At 55.0% G+C, this 17,720-nt stretch carries 22 protein-coding genes; 15 read left to right on the top strand and 7 right to left on the bottom strand.

From position 1 onward, the window contains the following. The first annotated feature begins 262 nt into the window (after positions 1 to 262). The 9 genes from COHPA_RS0102730 to COHPA_RS0102690 are packed head-to-tail and all read left to right on the top strand — an operon-like array spanning position 263 to position 7,228. Complete coding sequence (locus tag COHPA_RS0102730; protein ID WP_027084663.1) at positions 263 to 1,303, top strand: hypothetical protein; 1,041 nt, start codon at positions 263 to 265, stop codon at positions 1,301 to 1,303. Beyond that, entirely contained in the window at positions 1,290 to 3,452 is a 2,163-nt protein-coding gene (locus COHPA_RS0102725) for a molybdopterin oxidoreductase family protein (protein ID WP_027084662.1), read from the top strand. The genes COHPA_RS0102730 and COHPA_RS0102725 overlap by 14 nt, the downstream gene beginning before the upstream one ends. After that, positions 3,449 to 4,012, top strand: a complete 564-nt coding sequence (locus COHPA_RS0102720) for a 4Fe-4S dicluster domain-containing protein (protein ID WP_027084661.1) — start codon at positions 3,449 to 3,451, stop codon at positions 4,010 to 4,012. The genes COHPA_RS0102725 and COHPA_RS0102720 overlap by 4 nt, the downstream gene beginning before the upstream one ends. A 23-nt stretch (positions 4,013 to 4,035) precedes the next feature. Continuing rightward, positions 4,036 to 4,572: a Rieske 2Fe-2S domain-containing protein gene (locus COHPA_RS0102715; RefSeq protein WP_027084660.1), complete on the top strand. Its 537-nt coding sequence runs from the start codon at positions 4,036 to 4,038 to the stop codon at positions 4,570 to 4,572. Beyond that, positions 4,562 to 4,750, top strand: a complete 189-nt coding sequence (locus COHPA_RS0102710; RefSeq protein ID WP_027084659.1) for a hypothetical protein — start codon at positions 4,562 to 4,564, stop codon at positions 4,748 to 4,750. Before COHPA_RS0102715 ends, COHPA_RS0102710 begins: the two co-directional genes overlap by 11 nt. After that, a complete protein-coding gene (locus COHPA_RS0102705; protein ID WP_027084658.1) occupies positions 4,747 to 6,273 on the top strand; it encodes an MFS transporter in 1,527 nt (508 codons plus the stop codon). The genes COHPA_RS0102710 and COHPA_RS0102705 overlap by 4 nt, the downstream gene beginning before the upstream one ends. Further along, positions 6,266 to 6,595: a hypothetical protein gene (locus COHPA_RS0102700; RefSeq protein WP_027084657.1), complete on the top strand. Its 330-nt coding sequence runs from the start codon at positions 6,266 to 6,268 to the stop codon at positions 6,593 to 6,595. Before COHPA_RS0102705 ends, COHPA_RS0102700 begins: the two co-directional genes overlap by 8 nt. Position 6,596: 1 nt before the next feature. Continuing rightward, positions 6,597 to 6,872 (top strand): hypothetical protein, encoded by a 276-nt coding sequence (locus tag COHPA_RS0102695; protein ID WP_027084656.1) that lies wholly within the window; start codon positions 6,597 to 6,599, stop codon positions 6,870 to 6,872. A 14-nt stretch (positions 6,873 to 6,886) separates the two neighbouring features. Continuing rightward, positions 6,887 to 7,228: a cupin domain-containing protein gene (locus tag COHPA_RS0102690; RefSeq protein ID WP_027084655.1), complete on the top strand. Its 342-nt coding sequence runs from the start codon at positions 6,887 to 6,889 to the stop codon at positions 7,226 to 7,228. Positions 7,229 to 7,841: 613 nt separating this feature from the next. Here COHPA_RS0102690 and COHPA_RS0102685 read toward each other — a convergent pair. The 5 genes from COHPA_RS0102685 to COHPA_RS0102665 are packed head-to-tail and all read right to left on the bottom strand — an operon-like array spanning position 7,842 to position 10,603. Beyond that, the gene (locus tag COHPA_RS0102685) at positions 7,842 to 8,141 is read right to left on the bottom strand and encodes a metal-sulfur cluster assembly factor (RefSeq protein WP_027084654.1); all 300 of its coding nucleotides are present in this window, start codon (positions 8,139 to 8,141) and stop codon (positions 7,842 to 7,844) included. A gap of 23 nt (positions 8,142 to 8,164) precedes the next feature. Beyond that, positions 8,165 to 9,397, bottom strand: coding sequence for a heme-copper oxidase family protein (locus COHPA_RS0102680; RefSeq protein ID WP_027084653.1), 1,233 nt, complete (start codon positions 9,395 to 9,397; stop codon positions 8,165 to 8,167). 54 nt (positions 9,398 to 9,451) lie between these two features. Then, positions 9,452 to 9,994, bottom strand: coding sequence for a DUF2249 domain-containing protein (locus tag COHPA_RS0102675; protein ID WP_027084652.1), 543 nt, complete (start codon positions 9,992 to 9,994; stop codon positions 9,452 to 9,454). Positions 9,995 to 10,000: 6 nt separating this feature from the next. After that, on the bottom strand, positions 10,001 to 10,345 hold the full coding sequence (locus COHPA_RS0102670) for a hypothetical protein (protein WP_027084651.1): 345 nt from the start codon (positions 10,343 to 10,345) through the stop codon (positions 10,001 to 10,003). 24 nt (positions 10,346 to 10,369) lie between these two features. Then, entirely contained in the window at positions 10,370 to 10,603 is a 234-nt protein-coding gene (locus COHPA_RS0102665) for a DUF2249 domain-containing protein (protein ID WP_027084650.1), read from the bottom strand. Between the two features lie 144 nt (positions 10,604 to 10,747). On the opposite strand from COHPA_RS0102665, the gene lpdD reads away from it, so the two are divergent. Further along, positions 10,748 to 11,086: a prenylated flavin chaperone LpdD gene (gene lpdD / locus COHPA_RS0102660; RefSeq protein ID WP_027084649.1), complete on the top strand. Its 339-nt coding sequence runs from the start codon at positions 10,748 to 10,750 to the stop codon at positions 11,084 to 11,086. A 6-nt stretch (positions 11,087 to 11,092) separates the two neighbouring features. After that, positions 11,093 to 12,097, top strand: coding sequence for a GTP 3',8-cyclase MoaA (moaA, locus tag COHPA_RS0102655; protein WP_027084648.1), 1,005 nt, complete (start codon positions 11,093 to 11,095; stop codon positions 12,095 to 12,097). 10 nt (positions 12,098 to 12,107) lie between these two features. Here the strand turns inward: moaA and COHPA_RS0102650 are convergent, their stop codons facing one another. Then, positions 12,108 to 12,803 (bottom strand): Crp/Fnr family transcriptional regulator, encoded by a 696-nt coding sequence (locus COHPA_RS0102650; protein WP_027084647.1) that lies wholly within the window; start codon positions 12,801 to 12,803, stop codon positions 12,108 to 12,110. Between the two features lie 51 nt (positions 12,804 to 12,854). Between COHPA_RS0102650 and COHPA_RS0102645 the strand changes: the two genes are divergently transcribed. After that, positions 12,855 to 13,583, top strand: coding sequence for a YwiC-like family protein (locus COHPA_RS0102645; RefSeq protein ID WP_027084646.1), 729 nt, complete (start codon positions 12,855 to 12,857; stop codon positions 13,581 to 13,583). 50 nt (positions 13,584 to 13,633) lie between these two features. On the opposite strand, the gene COHPA_RS0102640 is transcribed toward COHPA_RS0102645, so the two are convergent. Continuing rightward, a complete protein-coding gene (locus COHPA_RS0102640; protein ID WP_027084645.1) occupies positions 13,634 to 14,053 on the bottom strand; it encodes a YlbF/YmcA family competence regulator in 420 nt (139 codons plus the stop codon). A 132-nt stretch (positions 14,054 to 14,185) separates the two neighbouring features. On the opposite strand from COHPA_RS0102640, the gene COHPA_RS0102635 reads away from it, so the two are divergent. The 3 genes from COHPA_RS0102635 to COHPA_RS0102625 all read left to right on the top strand — a co-directional run bounded on the left by COHPA_RS0102635 (position 14,186) and on the right by COHPA_RS0102625 (position 17,697). Further along, a complete protein-coding gene (locus COHPA_RS0102635; protein ID WP_027084644.1) occupies positions 14,186 to 15,277 on the top strand; it encodes a TIGR04053 family radical SAM/SPASM domain-containing protein in 1,092 nt (363 codons plus the stop codon). Next, a complete protein-coding gene (gene hemY, locus COHPA_RS0102630; protein ID WP_027084643.1) occupies positions 15,274 to 16,701 on the top strand; it encodes a protoporphyrinogen oxidase in 1,428 nt (475 codons plus the stop codon). The genes COHPA_RS0102635 and hemY overlap by 4 nt, the downstream gene beginning before the upstream one ends. Positions 16,702 to 17,181: 480 nt before the next feature. Further along, a complete protein-coding gene (locus COHPA_RS0102625) occupies positions 17,182 to 17,697 on the top strand; it encodes a hypothetical protein (protein WP_027084642.1) in 516 nt (171 codons plus the stop codon). The last annotated feature ends 23 nt before the right edge of the window (positions 17,698 to 17,720 follow it).

The following is a 17,720-nucleotide window of genomic DNA, read 5'->3' as shown; positions in this document are numbered from 1 at the left end:
TCATCACAATATCTGCCTATCGTTGGTATTCGTCGCACATCGCCGTCATATGCCTCGAGTAACTGCGAATAATTGTTATTTTCCTATCGTTACGCCATGCGTCGCAGCCGGATTTTTCCGGTCGCGGCGTTTTTTTTGTCGTTAATTGTGGCAATAAAGTGGCAACCGGTCGGATTGGTGTCCATTGTGATATAGCTCACTACCCCCGCCAAGCGGATGTGATTAACTGATCCCATAGCAGCATGTAAAGGAGAAGTGGACTATGGGAAGCGCATTCGCCTCCAAATTCGCCAAATCGGTCTTCATAACCGTATGCGGCCTGCTCGTTCTGATGTTCATCGGATCGAGATTTTTCACGCATGTGGATCTGGCGCTGTACGGTTACATGGTAGGAACGGTCGTGTTCATTTGCGGCTTTTTCTATCGGTTCATCGCTTGGGGGGAACGCCCGCCTACTAAAATCATCTTGAAAAAAGGCATCAAACTTCTGTTTCGCAAAAGCACGCCAAAAACGACGACCGAGCATCTCGTTACGTACAAGTTCATCTGGAAACGCGGCTGGTACCGTTGGACGCAGCACGTCTTGCTCGGATGGGGTTGCATCCTTTCCGCGTTCGTTACGTTTCCGCTGGTCTTCGGCTGGATGTACTTCACGATGGCGGACAACGGCTATTACACCGTCGTCGGCTTCGGCATCGATCTGATGAAGATCGACGCGGAAGGCATACTCGCGTTTCTGTTCTTCAATGCGCTGAACATTACCGCCTTCATGGTCATCGCCGGGGTCGGAATGGCGTTGTATCGCAGGATCGGCAATATGCAGGCGCGGGCGGAGCAAACGTTCGTCTACGACCTTCTGCCGCTATATTTGCTTCTGTTCATCAGCATAACCGGGTTGATGCTTACGTTCTCCAACATCTTCCTCGGGGGATGGGGCCATCCGGTCATTTCGCTCGTCCACCAGTGGTCCGTCATTCTAACGCTCATCTACTTGCCGTTCGGCAAGCTCGCGCATATCCCGTTCCGTCCGATGAGCGTATTCGCCCGCAACTATCGCGAGCATTACGGCCAAGAGCAGATGAAGCCGTGCAAAGTATGCGGAACGCCGTTCGTATCCGCGGAGCAATCGGCCGACGTCATCGAGGTACTGAAGATGAACGACATCAAGTTTCGGATGGAGGAAGGCTTTCATCTGGCAGAGCTTTGCCTGCCTTGCCGCCGCAAATACCGGATGTCCAAGTTTGCCGGCGTGCCAACCCATCTGATTCCCGTCAAGGAGGCCAACCAGAATGCCAAAGGATAAGTTTTTCAAAGTCATCGCCAATAAGAAGCACCCGAACGAAACGCTTGTCCCGACGCATTGTTCCTATTGCGGCATGCAATGCGGGATGAATCTAAGGGTAGATACCCATACGAATAAAATCATCGGAGTAGAGCCTCGCTACGACTGGCCGGTAACGCTCGGCAAAATGTGCCCGAAAGGCGTAACGGCGTATCAGCAGACGAATCACGATGATCGGCTGTTGCGGCCGTTGATTCGCGATAACCCGGCTTTCAAAGGAACGAAAGACGGGTTCCGCGAGGCGAGCTGGGAGGAAGCGTACGATCTGATCGTCCGCAAGTTCGCGGAGCTGCGGAAGTTTCACGGCAAAGATTCGCTGTCCGTATTCAGCGGCGTCTCGATGACGAACGAGAAGTGCTACTTAACCGGAAAATTCGCCAGAGTAGGCTTGCAGACGAGATATATCGACTATAACGGACGGTTCTGCATGTCCAGTGCGGCAGCAGGGTTCTTGAGATCGTTCGGCGTCGACCGCGGTTCCACGCTGCCGTGGACCGACGTGCATGAGACGGATTGCTTGTTCATCGCGGGAAGCAACACGGCGGAATGCCATCCGACTTCGATGTTCCGCGTATGGGAAGTCCAGAACAGAGGCGGTTATCTGATCGTGGTGGACCCGCGCGAGACGCCGATTGCCCGCAGAGCGGACGTACACCTCGATCTGCGTCCCGGAACCGACTTGGCACTGGCCAATTGCATGGTCAACTTGCTGATTCAGAACGGTTATGCGGATAAGGCATTCGTTGACGCGCATACGAACGGTTTCGAAGAACTCGCCGAAGTCGTGAAGGCATTCACGCCGGAATATACGAGCGAAATAACGGGAGTCGCACCCGAGAAGCTGGTTAGAGCCGCGGAAATATACGGCAAGGCGCCGAACGCGATCGTCATGTTCGCGCGCGGCATCGAGCAGCAGACGAGAGGCTCGGACAACGTATCGGCTTACACGAACATGTGCCTCGTCACCGGCAAGATCGGCCGCCCGAAAGCCGGCGTCGCGACGTTCACCGGACAGGGTAACGGCCAAGGCGGACGGGAGCACGGACAGAAAGCCGACGCGCTCCCCGGCTATCGCAAGATCACGAATCCGAAGCACGTCGAAGACGTGTGCAAGGTGTGGGGCATTCAGCCGGAGGAAATGCCGGAGCCCGGCGTATCCGCTTACGAGATGTTCGAGCTGATGCAGAACAAGACGATTCGCGGACTGTACTTGCTTTGTTCCAATCCCGCCGTCTCCGCGCCGAACCAGAACTTCGTGCGCGCGGCGTTCAAGCAGCTCGACTTCATGGTCTGCTCCGATCTGTACTTGTCCGAGTCCGCGGAATTCGCCGACGTCGTGCTGCCGACCACTTCGTGGTCGGAGGACGAAGGCACCGTGACGAACCTGGAAGGCCGGATTATTAAAATCAACAAAGCGCAGGAGCCGGTAGGAGAGTCGAAACCGGACTGGCAAATCCAAGTCGAATTGACCGAACGCATGGGCCGCGGCGAATATTTCCGTCATTTGAAGACGGCCAAGGACGTGGCCGAAGAATTCCGGCTGGCGAGCAAAGGCGGTTATGCGGACTACTACGGCGCGACGTGGGACAAAATCGAGCGGCAGAACGGAGTGTTCTGGCCGTGCCGCAGCGCGGACGATCCAGGAACGCCTCATATGTTCTTGGACAAGAAGTTCTTCCACGCCGACGGCAAAGCGAAGCTGTGCGCGCTCCCGTACCGTCCGCCGGCGGAAGAGCCTTGCGAGCAGTATCCGCTGCGATTAACGACGGGCCGCGTCGTCTATCACTACTTGTCGGGCAACCAGACGAGACGGATTCCGTTCCTCCGCGATATGTGCCCCGAACCGTACGTCGAAGTGCATCCGGACACGGCGATACAGTACGGCATCGAACATGACGAGCGCGTACGGTTATATACTCGCCGAGGCGAAGCCGTCTACAAAGTGAAAATCATCGAGGCGATCCGCAAGGATACCGTCTTCGTTCCTTATCATTTCGGGCATGATCAATCCATTAATCTATTGACGATCGCAGCACTCGATCCGATGTCCAAAATGCCGGAGTTCAAAGCGTGCGCTGCCCAAATTACGAAGCTGGAGGCGGCTCAATGAAAAAGCATCTCTATATCGAAATGGACAACTGCATCGGTTGCCGAAGCTGCTTGGCGGCTTGCACCCAATGCGGCGGACACGACGAACGAAACCGCAACTATGTCTATGACGTGAACCCGCTCGTGAACCGCCAGACGATACCTCTCATGTGCTTGCACTGCGTCAATCCGGCGTGCGCGAGAAGCTGTCCGGCGCAGGCGATCCAAGTGACGCCTGAAGGCGCGGTGTTGTCCGCACTCGTCGAGAAGTGCATCGGCTGCCAAAACTGCACGATCGCTTGCCCGTACGGTATTCCGAAGTTCGACGACGAGCAGAATCTGATGTACAAATGCGACTTATGCTATGACCGGACGAAGGAAGACATCCCGCCGATGTGCGCATCGGTATGTCCGACCAACACGCTGCAATGGGTGACCGAAGAGGAGCTGGCGGCGAAGAAATCGCAGCATCAACTGGGTAAGTGGACGGCGAGCCACGGGCTGTATGATCCGCTCGAAGGCGATACGAACGTCAAGATCAGTCTTCCCGGCATTCTGCAAGGCAAGCAGAAGCTGTTCTAACTACGAACGAAGGAGTGAGCCGTATGGATCAGGAGCAGAAGGGCAAGAACGGGCAAATCCCTTTCCCCGAAGACAACTATACGCACAATATCCGCAAGCTGGGCGAACGGAAGCTCGACCGCCGCGGGTTCATGAAGATGATGGTCGGAGCGGCCGGCGTGTTCGCCGTCTCGACGCTGCCTTGGGGCACGATCGCGTTTAACGAGCTGACGGGCATCAAGAAGAAATCGTACGAAGCGAAAAAAATCGCCGATGTTTCCGCTTTGAAAGTCGGCGACGCCATAGAATTCTCGTACCCCGGCGAGCACGACTCCGCGCTGCTTGTCCGGCTTGGCCAGAACGAGTACAAAGCGTACCAGAACGCCTGCACGCACCTGAAATGCCCCGTGTTCTGGAGCAAGGAAGACGGCGAGCTGTTATGTCCGTGCCATCACGGAATGTTCGACGTGCACACGGGTAAGCCGATTGCCGGGCCGCCTAAGCGTCCGCTGCCCGAAGTATTGCTGAAGACGGAGAACGGCGCCGTCTACGCCACGGGAGTGAAGCGTTATGAAACGTAGCTGGAGAGGGGTTATTTTACTTGCCGCCGTCTTGTTCCTGAACATCGTGTGCACGCAACTGGCGGTTAATGCGTTCTTCTACGATAAGTTCCGTCTCGTCCTCATTTACGCGGCTTGCAACGTGCTGCTTTTTCCGATTTCCCTATGGATTTATAAGAAGGAGCGTGATCGGGCATGAACGTTCGAAACAGGCAGCTTCCGCTGCAGACGATCAGCCTCGTTCTTGGATTCGCGGTATGGGTCATCTTGTCTTCGCTCATGCCGTCCATTAAAGAAGATATTCATATGACATCGGGTCAGTTGACGCTGGTTACGGCAATTCCCGTATTGCTCGGCTCCGTCTTGAGAATTCCCATCGGCTACTGGACGAACAGGTTCGGCGCGAGGATAATATTCACCATTAGCTTTATCCTCTGTTTGGCGCCGGTCCTTTGGCTCAGCCAAGCGGATTCGTTCTCGGATTTGATTATCGGCGGCTTCTTCCTCGGCATTGGGGGAGCGGTGTTCTCGGTCGGCGTTACGTCCTTGCCGAAGTACTATCCGACAACCCGTCACGGCTTCGTTAACGGCATTTACGGGATCGGCAACCTAGGCACGGCGGTATCTACGTTCGGCGCGCCGGTGCTGGCGAAACAGATCGGCTGGTCGCACACGATACTCGCTTACAGCATTCTGCTTATCGCGATGGCGTCGCTTAACTTCCTTATGGGAGATAAAGACGAGCCAAAGGTCCAGACTCCGCTCGTCAAGCAGATCAAAGAGGTTTCAAGTAACGGCAAGCTGTGGCTGCTCTGTTTCTTCTACTTCATCACATTCGGCTCGTTCGTTGCGTTTACGGTCTATTTGCCGAACTTCCTGACTTCCCATTTCGAACTAAGCAAAGTAGACGCAGGGATGCGGGTAGGCGGATTTATCGCGCTGGCAACCGCCATGCGGCCGATCGGCGGCTGGCTCGGCGACAAATTCAATCCGTTCAAAATCCTGATGTTCGTTTTCTCCGGATTGACGTTTGCCGCCATCTTGTTGTCTTTCGCTCCGGATATGACGTGGTACACGGTAGGCTGCTTAACCGTTGCCTTCTGCGCGGGCTTAGGGAACGGAACGATATTCAAACTCGTGCCGCTGTACTTTACGAAGCAGGCCGGTATCGCCAACGGATTAATTTCGGCGTTCGGGGGCTTGGGCGGATTTTTCCCGCCTCTTATGCTGACGATTCTGTTCAACGCGACGGGACACTACGCGATCGGCTTCATGGCGTTATCGCAAGTGGCGCTGGCGAGCGTGTGTCTCATTATCTTCTTGTTCTATCAAGAGAAGCTTGGTTTGGCGCAACGCGTCATCGATCATACGGTCGAAGGGATTCTAATCACAGACCTGAGCGGCAAAATATTGTCCGTTAACGCCTCGTTCACGAAACTGACCGGATACGCCGCGGAAGAAGTCGTCGGCCGCAACCCGAGCTTCCTTAAATCCGGAAGACAGGACGCGGAGTTCTACAGAAAGTTGTGGAGCGCGATCAAAGAGCACGGCTTCTGGCAAGGCGAGATCTGGAACCGCAAGAAGAACGGGGAGATCTACGCGGAATGGCTCACGATCAGCGCCGTACGCAACGATTCGGGCGAAATCATCCATTACGCGGGCATGTTCAGCGATATTACGATGCAACGTCAGCAATGGATCGGAAGTGAGCACAGTGCCTAGCGAATACGAGTTGAATTTAGTCTTCATCCGCGATAGCGGCGAGTGCGAGCGGCTGCTGGACGATATTAACCGGGAGATGGCGCGAATGTTGGACGGCGGGGCCAAGTGGAACGCTTATGGAAGAACGGAAGAAGCGCTTCATATCGTCGTCGTCGAAGCGAATGGATTAACGCCATTAACAACCGAGGAGGAAGTGATTGGCCGCCTCGAAAGCCGAATGGAGTCGGAATGCTGGGAGTGGCTAACGGGGTACCAACTCACGGTGACGCCCAAGGAAGACGCGGGCAGCTGTCGCTTGAAAAAGAAGAAGGTGACGGCCTGACATGGATTGGGAACGCAGACTGGCAGGATGGGTCGGCAAGCTCGTGGACATCCGGATCGAGGACCAGCTCGGTCTCGATCCGCTTGCTCCGCCGAAACTTATCACCCTTCATCGGGTACAATTAATAGACAACGACCGCGTCCTTGCCCTGTATATTAACGAATTCCAGTTTCTATCCGTACCGTTGTTCATGGAGACGCACACGAAGCTTAGCGGCAACACGTTCGAATCCGTAGACGAGCAAGCCAAACTGATCTACAAAGCGATCTTATTGTAAAGGGGTTAATGGCGATGGACAAGAAATCGTTGGAAGACGTACGCGAGTTTTCGCCGGAGCGGTTTACGAAGCGAATGCTGTTCCAGAAAGGGGAGAGCGCGGCGTTCGTGCTGAACTTCGTGCAGGGCCAAGCGCTTCCTCCGCACAAGCATCCGGGAACCGACTTGTACTTGGTCGTACTGGAAGGCTCCGGCACGATCACGGTCGACGGCGTTAATACCGAGGTTGCCGCTCAAGATACCGTATGGTGCGGGGGAGACGAATTGTTCTCGTTCAGCAACACCGGAACGACGCCGGCCAGGCTGTACGTGGTGTTGAGCAAGGTGCCGGATAATCGGTACGTGCAGGATGTTTAGTCTCCATTGCGCAAAGACGGTGTCAAGGTGAATCCTTGCACCGTCTTTATTTATTTATGTACCGCAATAACGTTGTGCGGCAACGCTAATCCGACCCAGTCTCGTAGGTGCACGCAATAACGTTGTGCGGCAACGCTAATCCGACCCAGTCTCGTAGGTGCACGCAATAACGTTGTGCGGCAACGCTAATCCGACTCAATCCCGTAGGTGCGGCGCAATAACGTTGTGCGGCAACGCTAATCCGACTCAGTCCCGAAGGTGCGGCGCAATAACGTTGTGCGGCAACGCTAATCCGACTCAGTCCCGAAGGTGCACGCAATAACGTTGTGCGGCAACGCTAATCCGACTCAGTCCCGTAGGTGCGGCGCAATAACGTTGTGCGGCAACGCTAATCCGACTCAGTCCCGTAGGTGCGGCGCAATAACGTTGTGCGGCAACGCTAATCCGACTCAATCCCGTAGGTGCGGCGCAATAACGTTGTGCGGCAACGCTAATCCGACCCAGTCTCGTAGGTGCACGCAATAACGTTGTGCGGCAACGCAAAGAGCCACGAACGATATCGACCTAACTCTCGAGTATCGTTCGTGGCTCATCCGCAATGCAGGCTTATTTTTCATACAAAGCCCAAAGTCTCCTTAGCTTCTTCGCTCATCATGCTTGGAGACCATTTCGGCTCCCACACGAGGTCGACTTCTACTTCGGCCTTATCCGTGTTTTCGGTTAGCGTCCATTTGACAGCTCCGACGATCGTATCGTGCATCGGGCAGCCTGGCGTCGTTAACGTCATCCGTACATAGATTCGGTCGGGGTGTTCGACCAGCTCGTACACAAGGCCGAGATCCACTATATTCACGCCGAGTTCCGGGTCGTAAACCTCTTTCAGAAGCTCGCGAAGATGTTCCGTGTTAGCCATTCGAGTCCACTCCGTTCTCTATATTATCTAGCAAATACGAAGCTTATTAGCGCAATATAAGCTGCCGACGACGCCGCTAAAGCGGCTCCTGCGATCGTAATGAACGCCTCGGACCCCATCGCCAATGCCGCGACCAGCAGGAGAGAGGAGGCGGCGATTGCCGTTAAACCTACATTGACTTTCTTATCGCTGAGCAAATCGGCCATGACCGGCGTGCCGGGCTTGCCCGCCCGTTTGCCGTATTTGTGCGTCCACCACAGGAAAGGGACGATCTTCGAAGCGTAGCTCAGAATCGTGAACGACACCCAGCCGCCCAAGTACAGCCATCCGGCCATCAGAACGGAATCGGAGCTTAACAGCCGATCAGGGAACACGCCGGTGTAGATGAGTGCGCCGATTAACGCGAATGCGAATGCTTGACTGCAGTAGAGAGACCATTGAATGCCCGACCCGGGCGTGCGTTTATGTCTCTTTTTCTTCACTTGCAGCAGATGAACGTTGTACACGACAACGGCGGCCGCAAGCAATAACAGCGCGAACCAGGTGAACCAACCGTCGCCGCCGGCGAGAAACGATAGAGCGCCGACTACTGCCGCGGAGTTCCATAAAAGCAAGACGACGCTTTGCGGCTTTGTCGGATAATCGTGGGCCAAGTAGAACATCGGAAGCATTTTGTAGCTGAATCCGGTAATCAGCAGCCCGAACCAACCGACCGTCCCCATCCAAATATGCGCGCCGAACAAGTTTTCATGATAATCGTTGAACCAGCCCGTCGCGAAGTTGATGCCCATCGCCATGCCGGATACGCCCGTCAGGACGAGATACGACACGGAACAGGCGGCGCTTAGCGTGACGGCGTTCCAACGCGAAGCCCTGAACAGCGTGACGGCCATATTCCAAGCGAACAATAAGATCCCGATAAAAGCGAGCGACGCGAAAACGGCGATGAGGCGAATGTCGCTGCTCATAAACCCGTACAGCAGTCCGGCTAAGCCGACGGTGAAAACCGAATAGTGGACATATCCGAGGCGCTCGCTGTAAATCGGGGTTTGCAGGATGACGTGAATTAACTGATAGACCGCCCCCATGGCAAGCATCGTCGCCCACCCGAGCACGAACAGATGGACGTGAAACCAACCCGACGGACCGCGTATGCCATCGCCGAGAAATCCGAACAACGACGCGAGCGACGCGACTTGATACGCCGCGAAACCGATAATCCCGGTTACGATGAAAAGAAAAGGGAGACGGGACATCGTTCTCGCCTCCTTAATAGAATTGGATTTTCGTCGGGCTCGAATGAACTCGCCCTAAGTTTTGCGGATAGTTACTTTGGCCGAGCCGTCCGGCTGTTCCTCGACCGTGAACGGATAACCCAAGGTTTGCAGTTCTTCGATAAGGAACATCGGAACGCGGTCGTTATGGATGGCGACTTCGCCGCCCGAACGGATGCGTTCCAGCGCGGACAACGTGCGGATCATCGGCTGCGGCGGCTCCAAGCCGCGATTGTCGAGCGTAATGATCTCCGGACCGTTCGCCGCCGAGCCGTCCTCGGCATCCGCAACCGTGTCCAGCTCGGCGACATCCGCTTCTTCGTTCAACCAACGTTTGTTCTTCCTATTCACGAACGTAGAAATCCAGTGATCTTTACCGATCTGTTCGGCTTTGCCGGCGAAGCCTTTGATCTTGAGCACGCCGAAGAGCGGGGTCGGCTTGAAAGTCGCGTGCAGCACGAATATGTCGTCCTTCTCCAGCTTGCCGACTGTCTCCATGATGATCTGGAACGGCTCCAGCTTATTGCGGAGGTGGGGTCTTACGTCCAGTTCGACGACATGGGCATCTTTGCGGTCCATCGGACTTCAACTCCTTCGGGAATCGTTCTCGCTTGCGATCCGTTTGGCCGATGCGTATAATCCGGCCATTCCGCCGTACAGCGAATAGAAGAAAGCGTCCGGAGCGTCGAGCGAGAACGAGGTGTATGCCTTGGGATCGACGCCGAGCATGCATTCGAATAGCCTCGCGCTGTCATAGGCGTAGAAACAGAAATACGTATAGTGGAATTCCGGCATTTTCTCGTAGATCGTCACGACTTCCGAGGCGTATTCATCAAGCTGCCGGGAAGCTTCCTGCACCATGGAGATCGCGTCCTCCAAGGTTACTTGGATTGCGATCGTCCTGTCGTCGACGATATCGACTTTCGCCATGTTAGGCCACTCTCCATCATCTCGTTAAATTTTGCCGATCCGGACTCGGAAAGTGACGGGTCCTTGCTCAACGTACTCCCACGTGTATTGACCCGAATGCATCGATTCGAACTGAAAGCGGAGAGGCACAGGGTCATGGTCGTTAACGAGAAGCATAGCCTCTCCCGGCGCCAATTGTTCGAACGTCTGGAAAATAACCTTGTGTTTCAGATGCGGCGGATATTCCGTGGCGTTGACGGTTGCAGCGATTGTACTCATGGTTCATTCCTCCCGAAAGGTAAGTGTCATTACGTCTTCGATTATAGAGCAGGCATCGACGGTTCTTTGTGAGCCCTGTCACAGTAAGGGAGCGCAATTTGATCCTATACTTAGGCATGCGGTATACGTATAAGGAGGCTTCCGATGGCAACGATCGAGATTCGAACTTTCGTGATGGGCAACGATGTCGTATTCCTTGTCGCCGGAGGGACGGCTCATATCGGGGCGATGGCAACGGCATGGATATCGTCGGAGGCTCCGTTCGTCCAATCGTACTCGCTGGCATTGCCGGGTCACAGGGAAGGGGAATTGGCCGTCGAGCTTGCTGAGCTGGCCTCCCGCACGTTGAATCGTACCGTCGCCGTATTGGCCGGCATACATCTTGAACGCCCATCGAAGCAAGCGATCGAAGCCATCGTGGAAAAGGCGAGGAACGGGATGAGGGAGACGCTCGAGCAGTGGAATATCGAGGCAAGGGAGTGAAGCGGAATGAACAAGCAATTGATCGACCGCTACGGCCGGATTCACGATTATTTGCGCATATCGGTGACGGATCGCTGTAATTTGCGCTGCGTCTACTGCATGCCGAAGGAAGGCATGTCCTTCGAGCCGGATCATCGCATTCTGTCTTACGAGGAGATAACGGAAATCGTAAAGGTGTTGGCGAAGTTAGGCGTCAGAAAAATACGGCTTACCGGCGGGGAGCCGTTAGTCCGCAAGCAGTTGGACCGCCTTGTCGCCATGCTTGCCGCCATACCCGGTATCGAAGATATCGCTCTAACGACCAACGGCATCTATCTGGCGTCGTTCGCCGACGCACTGAAGTCGGCCGGATTAACCAGAGTCAATATCAGCTTGGATTCGCTGAAACCCGACCGATTCGCCATGATTACTAGAGGCGGCGACTTGAAGCGGGTACTCGCGGGCATCGAGGCGAGCCGTAAAGCCGGTCTCGCGCCGATTAAGCTTAACGTTGTGCTGATGAAGGGAATTAACGACGACGAAGTAGAGTCGTTCCTGCGCATGACCGTCGATGAACCGCTTCATGTCCGATTCATCGAGTACATGCCGATCGGGAAACAGGGGCAGGGGTGGAAGGGAGAGTACTTGCCGCTCGCGCACGTATGGGATACGTGCAAACGTACAGGCTTGCGCTATGATGCATGCCGGGAAGCGTTCGGCAACGGACCCGCTCAGTATTATCGGCTGGAAGGCGCCGCAGGAACGTTCGGACTCATTCATCCGGTCAGCGATCATTTCTGCGAGACGTGCAATCGGTTGCGGCTGACGGCCGACGGCAACATTAAGCCGTGCCTGTTCTGGTCGGACGAATTCAACGTACGCAGGCATATCGGGGACGCGGCGGCGATCGAATCGCTGTTCTTCCGGGCGCTCGACTTAAAGCCCGAATCCCATGAGATGGCGCTTGCGCTTTCCGGGGAACGGATGAGCCGCGTTCCGACCGCGCGAACGATGTCTCAGATCGGCGGTTAGCGCGGCAAGGCTATTTCAAGTCTCGTTGAAGTTTCAATGCCTCTAGGTCTACGATGACGATACGGCTGCGGTCGACTTCGAGCAAATCTTCCTTGCTGAATTGATTCAGCAGACGATTGATCGTCTCCCGAGTCGTGCCGATCGAGTTGGCGAACTCTTGGTGAGTCATCGGCAGGTTGATGGTAACCGTGCTTCCGTTCCATTCGCCGAGTTGATCGGCTAGCTGGAGGAGAAAAGACAGAACCCGATGCTTGACGTCCTGACCGGACAGCACCTGCAGCTTCTCCTGCAGCTCTCTGATCTTGTCGCCCATCACCCGCATCATCTTGACCGCAATCGAAGGCGTGCTCAGCATCAGGTTTTCGAATAGGCGAACCGGAATCGCGAGCAGCTTCGAATCGACGATCGCTTCGGCAGTGGCCGGATAGGGGTTCGGATTGAAAAAGCCGGTATGGGGAAACATGTCGCCGCTTTTGAGGAAAGAGACGATCTGCTCGTTGCCGTTCTCGTCCGTTTTGTACGTTTTGATCAGACCGTCTTTGATGAAATATACCGCTTCCTTCTCGCTGCCTTCGGTAAAGACGGTCGATTTTCTCGGAAAGAAACGGGAGATCGTAATCTCCTCCACGCGCTCGAGCTCCTGCGGGTGTAGGTCATGGAAGAGGGGAACTTGCTTCAGGAAGGTCGAGATTTGTTCTTTATTCATACCGATTACCTCCATTATGGATATTCATGATTACCAAGGGGGCCTACATCCATGAAACAACGAAAAATCGTCATCCCGCACGAACACGGCGGCTGGGCGATGATCAGCGTACCGTTCCTGCTAGGCATGTTCGCGGCGGAGGCGCAAGGGATGCATCTCGCGATGTTCGCGGCATGGCTGCTGCTCTATCTCTCATCGTACCCTTTCTTGCAGTCGATCAAAAGATCCGCCAACAAAAGTTATTGGATCAAATGGGGGAGCCTGTACGGCGCCGCGGCGCTCGTATGTTTGATCCCGCCGTTAATCGATACTCCCTTACTATTCTATTTCGGCATTCCGCTATGTTTATTGTTGCTTGTGAACGTGTGGCATACGAAGCACAAAGCGGAGCGGGCGCTCGTCAACGATATGTGCGCCATCCTCATCTTCTCCTTTGGCGGAGCGGCTGCCTACTTGTTAGGCGGAGGAGGATGGGACCGCACGATGGCGGCGATCGTTCTTCTAAGCTTTCTGTACTTCATGGGCAGCGCGTTCTTCGTCAAATCCGTGTTCCGCGAACGCATGAATAAGCGTTGGACGACTTATGCGCGAGCGTATCACTTGATTGTGCTTGCCGTGCCTTGGGCGATCGGGCTTCCTTGGCTGACGCTGCCGTTCGTATTCTCGGCGGTCCGCGCTTTCGTCTACGGGGGAAAGGCGATGCGGCCCATGAAAGTGGGTATCATCGAGATCGTCGGTTCGGTTCAGTTTCTGGCGCTGTCGGCTTTGCTGATCGAATAGCGATAAAAAGCGGTAATCCCGTAAGCCGACGCGGGATTACCGCTTTTCCTTTAATGGCTGCTTCCGCAACTGCCGCCGCAACCGCATCCGCCGGCTTTTAGTTCGCCGGGCAGAGGCAATCGGTTAAGCTCGAGCGTCTTCGCGAAATACAGGTTGATCAGGTTTTGCAAGCGGCTGAATTCCCGTTCCGCGTATAGGAATTTGCGAATCGCTTCATTGTCGTATAACGCACGCTCCTCTTGCTCGAACGACTCGACCTCGGCCGGCAACAACGCGATGTTCCGCTCCTGCTTCGATTGCAGAGCGTTGCTATGCTCCAAGAACCGCTCGTACTGGTTCATAGCCGCTTCATCCGTCACGAAAGTCGATATCGATTGCCGAAGCGCCTTGTAAGAGCTTTGTTCCAGCAGCTCCGAGCAAAGCGATTCCATTCTATCCAGGATGAAATCCGCATCCAGTTTAACGATCATACCGTCGTCCTCCTTATGTTCGATCTCCATCCACCTTACACCGAATCGTCACTTTCGACTGTGACAGCCCTCACAGTGCGAACCGGGAAACTCCGTTACGCTTGGATCAGCTAGCGGATTAGGAGGGACGTCATGCCGATCTTGAAGCAAGAACGAGACTATAACGTAAACCCGTTCATCGTCATCTGGGAAGTGACCCGCGCTTGCGCTTTGAAATGCTTGCATTGCCGGGCCGAAGCGCAATATCGGGCGGATCCGAGGCAATTGTCGTTCGAGGAAGGGAAGAAGTTGATCGATAACATCGCGGAGATGGACAACCCGCTCTTCGTCTTTACCGGCGGGGATCCGTTAATGCGTCCGGATTTGTTCGACCTTGCACGCTACGCGATCGAGGAGAAGAAGCTGCCGGTGTCCATGACGCCGAGCGCTACGCCTAAAGTGACGCGCGACGCGGTACGTAAGGCGAAGGACGTCGGGTTGTCCCGTTGGGCTTTCAGCTTGGACGGTTCACGCGCGGAAATACACGACCATTTTCGGGGAACGAAAGGCTCTTACGATTTGACGATGCGCGGGATCGAATATTTGAAAGAGCTGCGTATTCCGATCCAAGTGAACACGACCGTGTCGCAATATAACTTGCGAGACCTGGAAGCGATCGCGGAGAAGGTTAAGGATATGGGCGCGGTGCTGTGGAGCTTGTTCTTCCTCGTGCCGACGGGGCGCGGAATGGAGAAGGACATGATTTCGCCGCAGCAGCACGAGGAAGTGATGAAGTGGCTGTGCCAGGTCCAGCGGCGGATGCCGTACGGCGTCAAAGCGACGGAAGCGCCGCATTACCGCCGAGTGTTCTTGCAGGAGAGCGGACGCACGGCAATCCAGCCGGGGATGGAGAGCGCGAAGAGAGCCGACATGCTCGGACGGGCGCACAAAGGCGTCAACGACGGAGACGGCTTCGTGTTCGTCAGCCATATCGGGGACGTCTATCCCAGCGGATTTCTGCCCGTTAAGTGCGGCAACGTAAGAGAGCAACCGTTGACGGACATTTATCGGAATTCGCCGATTATGAAAGAGCTTCGCGACAAATCGTTGCTTAAGGGGAAGTGCGGGGCATGCGAATTCAAGACGATATGCGGCGGCTCGAGAGCACGCGCCTACGCAGTGACCGGCGACTACTTGGAGAGCGATCCTTATTGCGCGTACGTGCCAAGCGGAGTGAACGGATGACGGCGGACAAGCGGATACGGATCGTTATCGCAGGCGGGGGGATTACCGGGCTTAGCGCCGCATTTTACTTAACGAAGCAATGCGCGAATTCGCGGATTCCGGTCGACATTACGATCGTGGAGAAAAGCGAACGGCTTGGCGGCAAAATTCGAACGCTGCACCGGGACGGATTCGTGATCGAGAAGGGGCCGGATTCGTTCCTTGCGCGTAAACTGCCGATTATTAATCTGGTTAAAGATCTTGGGCTAGAAGATCAATTAACCGGGACGAATCCGAACGCGAAGACGAACTATATCCTTCACCGGGGCAAGCTGCACGCGATGCCTCTTGGGCTCGTGCTGGGTATCCCTACGGCGGTAACCCCGTTCATGAAGACGGGGTTGATCTCTCCGCTGGGCAAGCTTCGCGCGGCCATGGATCTGCTGTTGCCTAGGAGGGGCGCCGACGAAGACGAATCATTAGGCGGCTTTATTCGGCGCAGGCTCGGGCAAGAAGTGCTGGAGCATATTACGGAGCCGCTTCTGGCGGGCATATACGCGGGCGACACCCAATCGCTTAGCCTCGCCGCGACGTTCCCGCAATTTAAGCAGATCGAGCGGAAGCATCGCAGCCTCATCTTGGGCATGCTGGCCGCCAAGAAGGATACGCCTAAGCTCGACGGATTGCCGGAGATCGCGCGCAGGAGCCTGTTTCTTACGTTCAAGCAAGGGTTATCGACGCTGGTCGATAAGTTGGAACAATCGCTCCCCGGGGTTCGGATCGTTACCGGCCAAGGCATCGAACGGCTGACGAACGACGGCGGGGGGTATGTACTGAAGCTGACCGACGGAACCGATCTTGAAGCGGACGGCCTTATTATGGCGTTGCCATCCTACGAGGCTGCTCGTTTGTTGACCGACGTGCCGGGAGCGGAGGCGCTGGAACAAGTCTCGTACGCTTCCGTCGCCAACATCGCTTTGGCTTATAACCAAGAGGAAATCGGTCGCTCGCACGCCGGTTCGGGTTTCGTCGTGCCGCGCAAAGAAGGTCGGTTCATTACCGCCTGCACGTGGACTTCCTCGAAGTGGCTGCACGCGGCGCCGAAGGGAAAAGTACTGTTGCGCACTTATGTCGGCCGGTCGAACGACCAGGATTGGCTGCGGTTATCCGAGAAGCAGCTGATCGAAGGCGTGCGCGCGGATTTAAAGGAAACGATGGGGATCACGGCCGAGCCGGAGTTCGTCGAGATTTCGCGTTGTCTACGCTCGATGCCGCAGTATCCGGTCGGACACCGGGAACGATTGGCGAGGCTGAATGAACGATTGAAGCTGCTAAAGCCGGGGATATGGCTATGCGGGGCAGGGTACGAAGGAGTCGGTATCCCCGATTGCGTCCAGCAAGGGAAAACCGCGGCCGAGCGGTTGATTCATTATTTCGTGGAATGAGCATTGAGTATGGTTGATTAGTACGGCGATGGATAGTTTGGTTAGTACGTTATGGATTGTTGGGTTAGTATGCGAAGGTATGCGAAGGATCGGATGGCTAATCGATGGTAATGGGGGACGCATAGATCGATTTGATCATTGTTTAACTGCACCGACTACTGTTATTAAAAATATCAGCGACCCAAATCACTGAATAGATGTACGGAGTACATCCCGGACGGGTCTAAAGGGGGTTTTCAGCTACAAACCAGATGTATACATGTACTTCGTGCAGGTAGCTCGGCTAATCGGATTGATCCGTATAGATAACTGTATTCCGTACAATCCATCGCCAACGAACAGTCGCTCACCGACGAACAATGCCTGACCCAGTTCAGCCTTTGTTTTCATTTTGTTCACAACTATTGTGATTTTATTCACATTATTGAACGGCGGAGCTTGGTACACTGAAGTCAAGAAAAGCGAAGGAGGACACGCAAGATGAACCACACGTTATCCGACAACATGATCCCGCCGCCCGAAATGCGCCAGTTGATGGCGGAGACGGGAGCTTCCAGAGTGATTTACGAGAACGATCTGTTAAGACAAAGACTTCAGCGCCTTTACAGTCTAGCCTGCGACGTTCGCCACGAGAGCGAAGATGCGATCCTGAACGATAAAATACGGCAATTGTACGATGAGATACAGTCGCTCAAATCCGAGTGGAACGAACACGATCGTTGGGAGAAACTCGAGCTGTTCCCATACGCTTCCTGGTATCTTGGCCTCGAGCCCGACTTGCATCGCTCCATCGAGCAAGAATACGGTTTGGCCGGCAAATATCTGCATCTGTTCGTCGTACAGGCAGATCGTCTCCAGCAGCCGTATCCCCGCAGTGAAGCGACGCGGCTGGCCTCTTACGTGCTCTACGCTTACGCCGCTCTGGTCAACCGGTTGGAGGAAGAGGATCAGATCATTCGATCCTTGGAAGACCGCTCGAACCGATACGATTTTTAGCGCGGCCTATTAAGTGAATTAAA

Origin of the sequence: Cohnella panacarvi Gsoil 349 (genome assembly GCF_000515335.1) — a bacterium.
GTDB classification, from domain to species: Bacteria; Bacillota; Bacilli; order Paenibacillales; family Paenibacillaceae; genus Cohnella; species Cohnella panacarvi.
The sequence above is the reverse complement of the archived record's forward strand: the minus strand, read 5'-3'. Positions and strand labels throughout refer to the sequence as shown.

What these genes read in the sequence shown, in the direction of transcription:
- moaA (WP_027084648.1), top strand. Translation starts at nt 11,093, where the DNA reads ATGAACAAGCAATTGATCGACCGCTACGGCCGGATTCACGATTATTTG.
- hemY (WP_027084643.1), top strand. Translation starts at nt 15,274, where the DNA reads ATGACGGCGGACAAGCGGATACGGATCGTTATCGCAGGCGGGGGGATT.
- COHPA_RS0102675 (WP_027084652.1), bottom strand. Translation starts at nt 9,994, where the DNA reads ATGGACCGCAAAGATGCCCATGTCGTCGAACTGGACGTAAGACCCCAC.
- COHPA_RS0102710 (WP_027084659.1), top strand. Translation starts at nt 4,562, where the DNA reads ATGAAACGTAGCTGGAGAGGGGTTATTTTACTTGCCGCCGTCTTGTTC.
- COHPA_RS0102705 (WP_027084658.1), top strand. Translation starts at nt 4,747, where the DNA reads ATGAACGTTCGAAACAGGCAGCTTCCGCTGCAGACGATCAGCCTCGTT.
- COHPA_RS0102695 (WP_027084656.1), top strand. Translation starts at nt 6,597, where the DNA reads ATGGATTGGGAACGCAGACTGGCAGGATGGGTCGGCAAGCTCGTGGAC.
- COHPA_RS0102635 (WP_027084644.1), top strand. Translation starts at nt 14,186, where the DNA reads ATGCCGATCTTGAAGCAAGAACGAGACTATAACGTAAACCCGTTCATC.
- COHPA_RS0102685 (WP_027084654.1), bottom strand. Translation starts at nt 8,141, where the DNA reads ATGGCTAACACGGAACATCTTCGCGAGCTTCTGAAAGAGGTTTACGAC.
- COHPA_RS0102665 (WP_027084650.1), bottom strand. Translation starts at nt 10,603, where the DNA reads ATGAGTACAATCGCTGCAACCGTCAACGCCACGGAATATCCGCCGCAT.
- COHPA_RS0102720 (WP_027084661.1), top strand. Translation starts at nt 3,449, where the DNA reads ATGAAAAAGCATCTCTATATCGAAATGGACAACTGCATCGGTTGCCGA.
- COHPA_RS0102640 (WP_027084645.1), bottom strand. Translation starts at nt 14,053, where the DNA reads ATGATCGTTAAACTGGATGCGGATTTCATCCTGGATAGAATGGAATCG.
- lpdD (WP_027084649.1), top strand. Translation starts at nt 10,748, where the DNA reads ATGGCAACGATCGAGATTCGAACTTTCGTGATGGGCAACGATGTCGTA.
- COHPA_RS0102670 (WP_027084651.1), bottom strand. Translation starts at nt 10,345, where the DNA reads ATGGCGAAAGTCGATATCGTCGACGACAGGACGATCGCAATCCAAGTA.
- COHPA_RS0102730 (WP_027084663.1), top strand. Translation starts at nt 263, where the DNA reads ATGGGAAGCGCATTCGCCTCCAAATTCGCCAAATCGGTCTTCATAACC.
- COHPA_RS0102680 (WP_027084653.1), bottom strand. Translation starts at nt 9,397, where the DNA reads ATGTCCCGTCTCCCTTTTCTTTTCATCGTAACCGGGATTATCGGTTTC.
- COHPA_RS0102690 (WP_027084655.1), top strand. Translation starts at nt 6,887, where the DNA reads ATGGACAAGAAATCGTTGGAAGACGTACGCGAGTTTTCGCCGGAGCGG.
- COHPA_RS0102650 (WP_027084647.1), bottom strand. Translation starts at nt 12,803, where the DNA reads ATGAATAAAGAACAAATCTCGACCTTCCTGAAGCAAGTTCCCCTCTTC.
- COHPA_RS0102645 (WP_027084646.1), top strand. Translation starts at nt 12,855, where the DNA reads ATGAAACAACGAAAAATCGTCATCCCGCACGAACACGGCGGCTGGGCG.
- COHPA_RS0102725 (WP_027084662.1), top strand. Translation starts at nt 1,290, where the DNA reads ATGCCAAAGGATAAGTTTTTCAAAGTCATCGCCAATAAGAAGCACCCG.
- COHPA_RS0102715 (WP_027084660.1), top strand. Translation starts at nt 4,036, where the DNA reads ATGGATCAGGAGCAGAAGGGCAAGAACGGGCAAATCCCTTTCCCCGAA.
- COHPA_RS0102625 (WP_027084642.1), top strand. Translation starts at nt 17,182, where the DNA reads ATGAACCACACGTTATCCGACAACATGATCCCGCCGCCCGAAATGCGC.